General features: G+C 43.1%; 9 protein-coding genes. 5 read left to right on the forward strand and 4 right to left on the reverse strand.

The window, feature by feature from the left end; genetic code table 11:
• Positions 1-40: 40 nt before the first annotated feature.
• Together pykF and arcA are read right to left on the reverse strand one after the other, a co-directional pair.
• Entirely contained in the window at positions 41-1,453 is a 1,413-nt protein-coding gene (gene pykF / locus K5L93_RS13660) for a pyruvate kinase PykF (RefSeq protein ID WP_220720325.1), read from the reverse strand.
• Positions 1,454-1,703: 250 nt separating this feature from the next.
• Positions 1,704-2,414, reverse strand: a complete 711-nt coding sequence (gene arcA, locus K5L93_RS13665) for a two-component system response regulator ArcA (RefSeq protein WP_220720326.1) — start codon at positions 2,412-2,414, stop codon at positions 1,704-1,706.
• 765 nt (positions 2,415-3,179) lie between these two features.
• On the opposite strand from arcA, the gene K5L93_RS13670 reads away from it, so the two are divergent.
• Positions 3,180-3,677 carry a putative 4-hydroxy-4-methyl-2-oxoglutarate aldolase gene (locus K5L93_RS13670; protein ID WP_220720327.1) on the forward strand — a complete coding sequence of 166 codons (498 nt, stop codon included), beginning with the start codon at positions 3,180-3,182 and terminating at the stop codon, positions 3,675-3,677.
• On the opposite strand, the gene K5L93_RS13675 is transcribed toward K5L93_RS13670, so the two are convergent.
• Together K5L93_RS13675 and aceK are read right to left on the reverse strand one after the other, a co-directional pair.
• Positions 3,674-4,225 carry a DUF481 domain-containing protein gene (locus tag K5L93_RS13675; RefSeq protein ID WP_220720328.1) on the reverse strand — a complete coding sequence of 184 codons (552 nt, stop codon included), beginning with the start codon at positions 4,223-4,225 and terminating at the stop codon, positions 3,674-3,676. The two genes, K5L93_RS13670 and K5L93_RS13675, sit on opposite strands and share 4 nt — an antisense overlap.
• Positions 4,226-4,359: 134 nt before the next feature.
• Positions 4,360-6,066, reverse strand: coding sequence for a bifunctional isocitrate dehydrogenase kinase/phosphatase (gene aceK / locus K5L93_RS13680; RefSeq protein ID WP_220720329.1), 1,707 nt, complete (start codon positions 6,064-6,066; stop codon positions 4,360-4,362).
• A 542-nt stretch (positions 6,067-6,608) separates the two neighbouring features.
• Between aceK and thrA the strand changes: the two genes are divergently transcribed.
• The 4 genes from thrA (at position 6,609) to K5L93_RS13700 (ending at position 12,036) form a co-directional block, all read left to right on the forward strand.
• Positions 6,609-9,080 carry a bifunctional aspartate kinase/homoserine dehydrogenase I gene (gene thrA / locus K5L93_RS13685; protein ID WP_220720330.1) on the forward strand — a complete coding sequence of 824 codons (2,472 nt, stop codon included), beginning with the start codon at positions 6,609-6,611 and terminating at the stop codon, positions 9,078-9,080.
• Between the two features lies 1 nt (position 9,081).
• Positions 9,082-10,047, forward strand: a complete 966-nt coding sequence (thrB, locus tag K5L93_RS13690) for a homoserine kinase (protein WP_220720331.1) — start codon at positions 9,082-9,084, stop codon at positions 10,045-10,047.
• Positions 10,044-11,321 (forward strand): threonine synthase, encoded by a 1,278-nt coding sequence (gene thrC, locus K5L93_RS13695; RefSeq protein WP_220720332.1) that lies wholly within the window; start codon positions 10,044-10,046, stop codon positions 11,319-11,321. Before thrB ends, thrC begins: the two co-directional genes overlap by 4 nt.
• A 73-nt stretch (positions 11,322-11,394) precedes the next feature.
• Positions 11,395-12,036, forward strand: a complete 642-nt coding sequence (locus tag K5L93_RS13700; RefSeq protein ID WP_220720333.1) for a hypothetical protein — start codon at positions 11,395-11,397, stop codon at positions 12,034-12,036.
• Positions 12,037-12,181: the final 145 nt, after the last annotated feature.

A 12,181-nucleotide genomic window follows, 5' to 3' on the forward strand; every position in this document is an offset into this window, starting at 1 on the left:
AGGCGCCTTAGGCGCCTTTTTTAGCTTCGGTAAACGTAAATTACAGTACGTGTACAGAAGAAGTGTTAGTAGTACCAGAAGGTACTAAGGCACCAGATACCATCACTACGATGTCGCCTTTGTTAGCAAGACCAGACTCCATCGCAAGTTCTTTACCTAGCGCGTAGAAAGAGTCAGTGCTATCAATGCTGTCAACAACGTGAGGAATAACACCTTTAGTCAAACAAAGTTGAGCAGCAGTTTTAGTGTTAGTAGTAATTGCTAAGATGTTAGCTTGTGGGAAGTATTTACGAACAGATTTCGCAGACTTACCACCTTCAGTAGCAACAACAATAAGAGGAGCACTTAGCTTCTCAGACGTTTCTACAGCACCTTTACATACCGCTTCAGTGATGCGTAGTTTACCGCTATCACGTGCTGGATCTAAGTTAGAAGGCATTACTGCGTCAGTGCGACCACAAATAGTTGCCATGATAGATACAGCTTCTACAGGGTATTTACCTTTAGCAGACTCACCAGAAAGCATTACTGCATCGGTACCGTCTAGGATTGCGTTAGCAACGTCGCCCGCTTCTGCACGAGTTGGACGTGGGTTTTTGATCATTGAATCAAGCATTTGAGTTGCAGTGATAACCAATTTACGAGCACGGTTACACTTCTCAATCATCATCTTCTGCGCGAAGATTACTTCTTCAACTGGGATTTCAACACCTAAGTCACCACGAGCAACCATGATGCCGTCAGAAACTTCTAGAATTTCGTCGAAGTTATCTACACCTTCTTGGTTTTCGATTTTAGAGATGATTTGGATCTTCTCGCCGCCATTCTCTTTAAGAAGTTGACGAATTTCTAGTACGTCCTCTTTCTTACGAATGAAAGAAGCAGCGATGAAATCAACACCTTGCTCACAACCAAAGATTAAGTCGCCTTTATCTTTAGCAGAAAGAGCAGGAAGTTGAACGATAACGCCAGGAAGGTTAACACCTTTGTTTTCGCCTAAGTCACCGTTGTTTAGAACAGTACACTTAACTTCGTCGTCAGATACTGCGATAACTTCCATTTCAATTAGGCCGTCATCCACTAGGATGATGTTGCCTACTTTCAAGTCAGCAGCAAAACCAGGGTAAGTTACCGCTACGCGAGTTGCATCGCCGATTACTGTTTGGTCTGTAGTGAAAGTGAACTCTTGACCTGCTACTAGGCTAACGTCTTCGCCGCCAGCTAGTTTGATAGTGCGGATTTCTGGACCTTTGGTATCCAATAAAACAGCAGCAGATTTGCCAGTGTTCTTAACAACTTCACGTAGGTTGTTGATGCGAGTGCCGTGCTCAGCAAAGTCGCCGTGAGAGAAGTTAAGGCGCATTACGTTCATGCCTGACTCAACTAACTTAGTTAGCATTTCTACCGATTCAGTTTTTGGACCAATGGTACAAACTATTTTGGTTTTCTTCATTGAAGTGACTCTCCGTTAAGGATGCTAGTAAAAAATCTGCGCACATTATACAAGATTGATCACAAAAGGATATGTAGAAAAATAACTACAAATCCGAATGTCGATCAAAATAATGTCGATTTATGATTCACAAATGTGGCTTATTAATTGTTCAATTTAGTTAATACTTGTTGCTTTGCTCATAATTTGAGCATCTAGCAAGTATAAAAAAACCTCGTCAAACTGCGAGGTTTTGATACGATTTTATCGTTTATTCAATTTCACCACAGAAACGATAACCTTCGCCGTGGATGGTAGCGATGATTTCTGGGGTTTCAGGGATCGACTCAAAGTGCTTTCTGATGCGGCGAATGGTGACATCAACCGTACGATCATGCGGCTTTAGTTCTCGGCCGGTCATTTTCTTTAATAAGTCGGCGCGAGTTTGAATTTGTCCGGGATTCTCTACAAAATGCAACATGGCACGAAACTCACTACGTGGCAGTTTGTAAGTATCTTGGTTTGGACTAACTAATGAGCGACTATTAATATCTAAGGTCCAACCATTAAAACGGTATTCTTCAACAGTTCCTTTTTCCTCGTTAGCTATTTGACCATTTACGGTACGGTTAAGTAGGTTACGAGCTCGAATAGTTAATTCACGTGGGTTAAAGGGTTTGGTGATGTAGTCATCGGCACCAATTTCTAAACCAAGTATTTTGTCTACTTCGTTATCGCGTCCGGTTAGGAACATTAATGCTATTTGTTCACGGTCGCGTAACTCACGCGCTAGCAATAGACCGTTTTTACCAGGAAGGTTAATGTCCATGATAATTAAGTGAACGGAATGCGCTTCTAATACGCTGTTCATTTCATTGCCGTCAATCGCTTCGAACACATTGTAACCTTCGGCTTCAAAAGTGCTTTTAAGCGTATTACGAGTGACCAGTTCGTCCTCGACAATTAAAATATTTGGTGTCATGGTCTTCCCCAATGCTGTTTAGAATAAAGTTGGCTTGCGAACAGGTAGCACTATTATAGAAGGTGAGATAATGGCTACTTATTCTTCCATGTTGAGTTTGTGTTAAAACTCGTTGAATGGCAAAAAAATAGACAAATAGTTTGTCTAAAACGCATGATAAATCAGCGTATGAGACCTTCCAGATGCATTGTTCGTTACAAGCAGTAAACATATTCTATGGGCTTAACAGTGATATAACAACTTGAGTCTGAAAAAAGCTTACGTTTTCTGCGGTGCTTTTGATTCAAATCAATCGAAATTTACGAATAAAGTGAATTTTACAAAACAATACTGAAAATAAACTACATGTTTAATTTGCATCAAAATACTGATTTCTAGGCAAAGAGCGACTATAAATATCAATAGCTTGCAGTTTTCTCCGCCATAACCTCTGATGGTGTTACTCGTAGTCGACGATTTAGTCGCTGGTTAGACTGTCATTTTATTTCATGTCTTAAGTGTCACCCGTTTCCCCATTTTTGGGTATTTGGTGGTTTAACTGATCTAAATCATTACGATTTTAGTGCAATTGTTGACTGCTCGTTAATTGATGTTCAACATATTGCAAAGGCTTTCAGGCAAAAGGCTTTTTAATGGCCTAGAGAGCGATTGCTATCTCTACAATATTAATTGTTTAGGTTGTGTTTACTTTCGCTTGGGAAAATTGAGCCTCTTTGGTGGAATACCCTTAAGACTTACAACAAAAGATGATAGAGGATTATCGCTATGCAAGATTTGCTTCCGGAACTGTGCGATTTATATCCAGCACAAGTTAAATTGCTCGAGCCTGTTTTCCAAATTTATGGGGCTAAAAAGCTGTTTTATGGCCAAGTGCAAACTGTGCAGTGTTGGCAGGATAATAGTCGAGTAAAAGAACTACTAGCAAGCCCCGGAGAAGGACGAGTGCTGGTGGTTGATGGCGGAGGTTGTACTCACAGAGCGTTAATGGGTGATCTGATTGCTGATTCTGCTTATTTACAAGGTTGGGCTGGCGTAGTGATTTATGGTGCGATTAGAGATGTAGCTGCTATTAACACTATGGAATTGGGGGTTAGAGCATTAGCTGCTTGTCCGATGAAAACAGAGCGTAAGGGCTTGGGTGAGTTAGCAATTTCAGTGAGTTTTGCAGGGCAAGCAATTCAGCCGGGTATGTACCTATATGCGGATGAAAATGGTATTTTACTTAGCGAGGAAGCGCTGGATTTGCCAGAAGGGTTTGCCTAAAAGCGGTAGCCCAAGCCAAACTGCAATTGCTGTTGCGTTTCTTTATCTTGTTGAGCCTCGAGTTGATAAACAGCTTTAACGTCAATGTTTTTAAGTAAATGGTAAGTACTAGATAGTTCTAAGCTATGCTCAGTATTGTCGTACTTGGGTTGGTGAACTTGGACTAACTTACTTTGAATCGATAAGCTTTTTAAGGGTTGGTAGTTAAGCCCTGTCGAAAGGTTAAAGCCTTTACGTGTAGCAATGTCGTCGTACTGGTTATTCACCCCGGCTTCTACAAATAAAGAAAGCTCATTACGAAGTTTGTGTTGATAACCACCGTTGAAAAACCACGAATCAACATCATTGGCTTCACCGGTACTCACAAATTGGCTGTTATTGTAACCGGTAATGTACCAGTTTTTAACTTGGCTGCGTGACGATAGCTGAACGTGTTCGCCATCGCCATAGCTTAAGCTGATTTCATTTTCTACTTCAGCGGCCGCTAGAGAACTGCTTGCAATAACAAGCACGGCAGCAATCGAACGCTGTAATAGTAACTTAGCCACTGCCGTCTCCTTGTTATTGTTTTTCTTAGTATCAGTAGTATGGATGATCATCGCTTTAAGATCATTGTGGATCTTCAAAAATTTGTAGAAAGCCTAATAAATGATTTTAAAGTCAAATTTTCTAGCACAATCGTCTAACGGTTAATAAATCGACGGCGTCTTCGGTATGGATATACGTCTTCAAATTGGCCGTTTTTGATGTTTTGCTGCAGTTCTTGCCAAAAACTGGCTTGGAAAAGCTCTGCATGTAACTCTTTAAACACCTGTTTAACCATGGGTTTTCCCAATAAAAAGGTGGCAAACTCCTCAGGGAAGATATCGTTAGGTCCTACTGAATAATAGGGTTGTGCCGCCCATTGATCTTCAGGATATTGAGATTTTGGAAACTCTCTAAAATTACATTCCGTCATATAGGAAATCTCATCATAGTCGTAAAATACTACACGACCATGACGGGTGACCCCGAAATTCTTAAACAGCATATCTCCGGGGAAGATGTTGGCTGCAGCTAGCTGTTTGATGGCGTTGCCATATTCGTCAATAACTTGCCGAGTTTGCGCTTCATCAGCTTGATCTAGGTACATGTTAAGCGGGATCATTTTTCGTTCTGTATATAAGTGTTTAATAGTGATGGAATCTCCCTCGATACGCAGCATCGATGGCGCAACAGCTTGCAGTTCATCCAGTAAGCTTTGGCTAAAACGCGCTAGGGGGAACTCCACGTTAGAAAACTCTTGTGTATCGGCCATTCTGCCGACTCTATCGTGCTGTTTTACCAGTCGATATTTTTCTTTCACAATGGCGTGGCTTACGTCTTTTGGCGGGGTGAATTCATCTTTAATAATTTTGAATACAACATCGTAAGAAGGCAGGGTAAATACGCTCATCACCATGCCTTTGATGCCGGGTGCTAGCTCAAATAGATCACTGGAATTGTGCAAGTGATTGAGGTAGTGACGATATAATTCGGTTTTACCATGTTTTTGACAGCCAATGGCGGTAAATAGCTCGTAGTCAGTTTTATTGGGCAGCAGTTGCTTAAGAAAGTTGACTATTCGGCGCGGGGCTGGGGCATCTACCATGAAGTAAGAGCGCGCAAAACCAAAAATAATACTTACTTCGTCACTATCGATAAGTACGCTATCAACTGCCACTTTGCCTTGCTGATTAAGTAAGGGAAACACAATGGGGAAATTATGATCTTCACTGGTGTATTGGCCAATAAGGTAAGCGGCTTTGTTGCGGTAAAACACCGGTTGCAACATGGTTATTTTATGCAGCTGTTGCTGAGCCAGTTGCGGAAGTTCCGTCAAGCGCTGCTTAATAAACCTTATGTCTCGGGTTAAATCTTCGTATTCGATATTAAAACGATAGTCTTCGAAGAGCTGCTTTAATAAGGTATCCAACGAAGTGTTCTGATAAGTATGGGTGAGTAGTTGATAATCATACAGTTTGCTGCATCGGCTAGGGCGGATAAACAGTTGGCTTTCTTCTATATAGCGATGATGAAATAATCGTTGATAGACAGAGTTGAAAAACGACTCGGCCACTTCAAAATTATCATGCTGTTTAAGTAACTCTGAGTAATGCGATTTTACCGCTGCGCAGAAGGCATCGCTGCGCTGTAGGTGGCCGGTGAGCTGTTTAATCGCTGCTCGTGCTTCTGTTACGTGGTGGTCGTAAAGGCGAATACGTTCTCGTGAAGCAAGTTGCACCGACATCCAGTCGGCTTCTTCAAAGCGTTTTTGAGCACCGCGAGTTACTTCCAAGAAGCATTGATAAAAGCTATTGAAGCGCTGCAGCATGGCATGGGCGGCTTGGTGTTCCATTAATTGCGTCATAGGCTATTTCTTATTGTTGTTTTTTTATCCACTATGGCAGGATTTAAACACCTGTTCAAATTTTTGTTGTGAAGTTGCGGCTGTGGTAATTCACCTTTATGTTTAGCACTTTACTCGGTTGTTTCGACTATTTTTTGTACATTGAGTAGACGATTGTTTTCAAGCGCTTAGATTAAAAGGCGCTAGAGCCCTGAGTTTTCTATTAAAAGCTGCTGGTTTAAGCTGTTTATTGCGCTCTATGTCTTTTATGCACGGCCAAGCTCATTCTTTAAAAAAACTTCCTTTAAAGCATAAATAAGGTTAAAAGCGCACTTTTATGCATTTGGCTTAGATAAATAAAGCTTGACTATCCACCTCAGCTGGTTAAGGTATGGCCATAAATTGGATTTAGTTTTTTTATTAAGATGCTAGTACGTTTTGCTTACACAACCACCGGAACTATTACCCGCACCACCACATGCGGGTCGGGCTGGTTGTAGCAATTTACTACATCGAAGAAAGCCCGTATCAACCACGATACGGGTTTTTTTTTGGGAGGAATAATGCGAGTTTTAAAATTTGGTGGATCATCTTTAGCTGACGCTGAGCGCTTTAATCGCGCTGCAGACATTGTGTTAAGCAATCAGCATCAATCTCAAATGGCAGTGGTATTGTCTGCCCCTGCTGGGGTAACCAATGATTTGGTTGCTGTAGTAGATAAAGTTAGTCACGGTAACGATGGCGAAAGCTATTTGACCCGCATTAACGCTACCTTCCAAGAGTTATTGTCAAAACTAAAAGAAAAGTACGCTGGCTTTGCCATTGAGCAAATGCAGTTAATGGTGCACCAAGAGTTGGGCGAGCTTCGCCAACTATTGAAAGGTGTGGCGCTGTTACAACAGTGCCCAGACAACATTCGCGCCAAAGTACTGTCTACTGGCGAAAAGCTTAGCATTCATACTATGAACCACTTATTGTCGGTTCGTGGTCATAGCGCCGAAATCATCATTCCTCAGCAAAAGTTAGTGGCTACTTCCGGTGGTTACCTAGAAGCGGTTGTTGATATTCAAGCCTCTAAACAGCGTTTCAACAAGGCGATGATTCAAGAAGATCTCATCTATTTAATGCCTGGTTTTACTGCGGGTAACGAGCAAGGTGAAACTGTAGTACTTGGTCGTAACGGTTCTGATTACAGCGCAGCAGTTTTGGCAGCTTGTTTAGATGCGGAATGTTGCGAGATTTGGACCGATGTAGATGGTGTTTACAACTGTGATCCTCGCATTGTTGAAGACGCCCGCTTGCTGCGCAGTTTAAGTTATCCAGAAGCGATGGAGCTTAGCTACTTTGGCGCTAAAGTACTTCATCCAAAAACCATTGCCCCAATTGCTCAATACCATATTCCTTGCCTTATTAAGAACACCTTTAACCCACAAGGTGAAGGTACTTTAATTGGCGCGCAAAGCCCTGCACAAGATGATTTGCCAGTTAAAGCTTTATCAAGCTTGTCGGAGTTAACCATGCTAACGGTGTCTGGCCCTGGCATGAAAGGCATGGTTGGCATGGCCGGGCGGATCTTTGAGAGCATTTCTCGCAGTAAAGTATCGGTTGCCCTTATTACGCAATCTAGCTGCGAATACAGCGTAAGTTTTTGTATTCACAGTATTGATGCATCGCGTGCCTTGGCTGCGCTAAACGAAGAGTTTGAACTTGAGTTAGCTAACCAGCTTTTAGAGCCCATTGAAGCCATTGATAAGCTAGCGATTATTTCTTTGGTGGGCGACAGTATGCGCCGCAGTAAAGGCGTTGCCGCACGCTTCTTTACCTCACTGGCAGAAGTGGCCATTAATATTGTTGCTATTGCTCAAGGTTCGTCTGAGCGTTCAATTTCTGCGGTTGTGTCGCAAGATAAAGCAGCTGAAGCAATTCGCGCTTGTCATCAGAACTTCTTTAACAGTATGCATTTTATCGACTTATTCCTAATAGGCGTAGGTGGTGTTGGTGGTGCTTTGTTAGAGCAGATTCATGCGCAGCAGAGTCATTTAAAAGAACAGCAAATAGGTATTCGTGTATGTGGCGTAGCTAACAGCCGTAAGTTGTTATTAGATTCAAAAGGTTTGGATCTTGAGCACTGGCAAGAGCAATTGGCTGCAACCGAAGAAAATGGTGGCTTTACTTTAGACAATGTCACTAACTTGGTAGACCAAAGCCACTTAATTAATCCGGTGATCGTAGACTGTACTAGCAACGATGATATCGCCGGTAAATATGCAGAATTTTTAGCGAATGGCTTCCATGTGGTTACGGCCAACAAAAAAGCCAATACTTCGAGCATGGAGTATTACCAACAGCTACGTAAAACGGCCATGGCAATGCGCCGTAAGTTCTTATACGACACTAACGTAGGTGCTGGTTTGCCAGTGATTGAAAACCTACAGAACCTGCTAAAAGCGGGTGATAAATTAGAGCGCTTTAACGGAATTTTGTCTGGCTCTCTGTCATTTATCTTTGGCAAGCTAGACGAAGGCATGAGCTTTTCTGAAGCCACTACAATTGCTCGTGAAAATGGCTTTACCGAACCAGACCCGCGTGATGATTTATCGGGTATGGACGTAGCGCGCAAGCTGCTCATTCTCGCGCGTGAAGCGGGCATGCCACTAAGCATTGAAGATATTCAAATTGATATGGCCTTGCCACCAAATTTTGATTCAAGCGGTGATACCGAAGCCTTTATGCAACGCTTACCTGAAGCAGACGCTTATTTCGCTAAGCTTATGGATGAAGCGGCTGCTGAAGGCAAAGTATTGCGTTACCTAGGCAGCATCGATAAGGGTGTTTGCAAAGTGTCGTTAAGTGCCGTTGCGGCAGATGACCCATTACACCGCGTGAAAGACGGTGAGAATGCATTAGCCTTCTACAGCCGTTACTACCAGCCAATTCCATTAGTATTGCGTGGTTATGGTGCGGGTACAGCGGTAACTGCAGCGGGCGTATTTGCCGACGTATTAAGAACGCTTAACTGGAACCAAGAGGTGTAACATGAGTGTCGTTGTTTATGCTCCAGCCTCTACGGCAAATGTAAGCGTAGGTTTTGACAGCTTAGGTGCAGCGCTGTCGCCAATTGATGGGCAGCTATTAGGTGATCGAGTATTGGTTGAAGCTGCCAGCGGCGATGATGTGATCATCGAAAATGTTGGTCCTTACGCACATAAACTGCCAGCCGATCCGAAACAGAATATTCTTTACGATTGCTACCACTACTTTGTTAAGCAGTATGCAGAGCATCATGGCAAGGTACTTGGCTGCGTTAAGATGACCCTAGAAAAGAACCTGCCTATTGGTAGTGGTTTGGGTTCTAGCGCCTGTTCGGTAGTGGCTGCGTTAGAGGGCTTAAATGCCTACCTTGATTCGCCATTTAATAAAGAGCAAATGCTAATTATGATGGGCGAGTTAGAAGGCCAAATTAGCGGCAGCGTGCACTACGATAACGTAGCGCCATGTTATTTAGGTGGCATGCAGCTAATGTTGCAAGAAGCTGGGGTGACTAGCCAAGCTATTCCCCATTTTGAAGATTGGTATTGGATTGTTGCCTACCCAGGCATTAATATTTCAACCGCTCAAGCACGCTCTATTTTGCCGGCGCAGTATCGCCGCCAAGACACCTTAGAATTCGGCCGTAATTTGGCAGGTTTTGTTCATGCCAGTTATAGTAAGCAGCCAGCGTTAGCCGCAGCCTTATTAAAGGATAATATTGTGGCTGAACCTTACCGTGCGAAATTGATTCCAGGATTTGATGAAGTACGCAGCTATGCAGCGCAAAGTGGTGCATTAGCCAGCGGTATTTCAGGCTCTGGGCCAACGGTTTATATTGTTACCCCAGTATTAGAACAAGCTGAGCGAACCAAAGCTTGGTTAGAACAACATTTTATTCAAAACGAAGATGGATTTTGCCATGTTTGTAAAATTGATGAGCAAGGCACACGAGTAACAGGAACGTCGCTATGAATTTATATAACTTAAAACACAACGAAGAGCAGGTGAGCTTTACTCAGGCAGTAAAACAAGGCTTGGGTAAACAGCAAGGTTTATTTTTCCCCGATAGCATTCCTGCATTTGATGATATTGATGCGGTGCTGGACTTAGATTTTCACGCCCGTTGCGCAAAGTTGCTCGCGGCTTTATTAGACAACGAGTTGTCTGAAGCTGAGCTATTTGACATGGTAAGCAAGGCTTTCACTTTTACTGCTCCTTTAAATAAGGTGACTGAGCAAATTAGCGCGCTAGAGCTATTTCATGGTCCAACCTTAGCCTTTAAAGATTTTGGCGGCCGCTTTATGGCTCAGTGTTTAGCCAAGTTCTCTAATGGTAATAAAACCACTATCTTAACCGCTACCTCGGGCGATACCGGCGCAGCAGTAGCACATGCTTTTTATGGCATGGAAAACATTAACGTCGTAGTTCTTTACCCGAAGGGCAAAATTAGCCCACTGCAAGAAAAGCTGTTTTGTACCCTTGGTGGCAACATTACTACGGTAGCGGTAGAGTCTGACTTCGATGCTTGTCAAAGCATGGTTAAACAGGCCTTTGACGACCAAGAGCTTAAACAAGCGATTGGCCTAAACTCGGCAAACTCTATCAATATTAGCCGTTTGGTGGCACAGGTTTGTTACTACTTTGAAGCTGCTGCACAGTTACCTAAAGCGCAACGTGAGCAACTAGTGGTTGCAGTGCCTTCAGGCAACTTTGGTAACTTAACCGCCGGTTTAATTGCTAAAGCTATGGGCTTACCGATTAAGCGTTTTATTGCTGCTACTAACGTAAACGATACGGTGCCACGTTACTTAGCGTCAGGTAATTGGGAGCCTAAACCAACACAAGCTACCTTATCTAATGCGATGGACGTGAGCCAACCCAACAACTGGCCACGTGTTGAAGAGCTGTTTAAAACTAAAGGCTGGCCATTAAGTGATTTAGGTAAAGGTGCCATGACCGACGAGCAAACTGCTGAAGCGGTTAAAGCTCTAGATGACTTAGGTTACGTGTGCGAGCCGCATGGTGCGATTGCTTACCAGCAACTTACCGAGCAACTAGCCGATGGCGAACAAGGTTTATTCCTGTGTACTGCGCACCCTGCTAAGTTTAAAGAAAGTGTAGAAGAGATTTTGCAACGTGAAATTGACCTACCAAAACCGCTAGCTGACCGCGCAGACTTAGACTTGTTATCTAAAGAAATGCCCGCTGATTTTGCTCAACTACGTACTTTACTCATGAGCATCTAAACTGATTGGCTAAACGACTTAAAACAGCGCCCTTTATGGCGCTGTTTTTGTTTGTACACGGAACAGTGAAAGCATGAAAGCCAGCCTGATCATTGGCATCGTGAGTAGTTTAATAAGCGCTAATACAAACGCTGAGCCTAGCAATGCTTGGCACTACCAACAAAGTGCTGAGCAGCAATTGAGTTACGCGGAATTAGTTGATACATCTGGCGAAGTTAGTCTAATGTTTCGCTGTATTCACGGTGAGCTGGATAATTTAATGCGCCTTACAAATCGGCCTTTGCAGCCAGCGTATAACTTTATGGATTGGCAATTCACCCAGCCGCAGAATCAGCTACCTAGTTTTAATGTTCTCTATCATCACTTTGATGAAGATTATTATCAGCTGGGGGCCGGTTATAACAGCTGGTTTGAACTGTACTTTACTATTATGCAGCATTCCCAGATGCGTTGGTCGAGCAATGACTTTGCTGACGTCGAGTTTTTGTATCACGACTCTTCCGCGATTAGCCAAATGATTCAGCAATGCCCAGAGGCTTTTCAAGCTTCTTATGACGAGCTGGCTGAGCAGTTAAGCCAAGAGCTCGTTGCGGCACGTAATGCCGGTAAGCATCAGCAAGTTAATGATACCGAGCATGCCATTGAGCAGCTACTGCATTTCGCCACTCAGTTGGCTCAATTAACGCAAGAGCCTTTGCAGATTAGTGACTATTAAGCACTTCTTGCTTAGCCCACTAGGCTTCTAAGTGCTCGCCGCGATTAAAGCCCGCTTATCTCGAACAAAATTTCAACACCAAAGATTAACAGACCCTAGTTAGTCAAATAAATATCGCCTAGCTATCAAGTTGATCTTTGCCGCG

The sequence above is a fragment of the Agarivorans litoreus genome, from assembly GCF_019649015.1.
GTDB lineage: Bacteria > Pseudomonadota > Gammaproteobacteria > Enterobacterales > Celerinatantimonadaceae > Agarivorans > Agarivorans litoreus.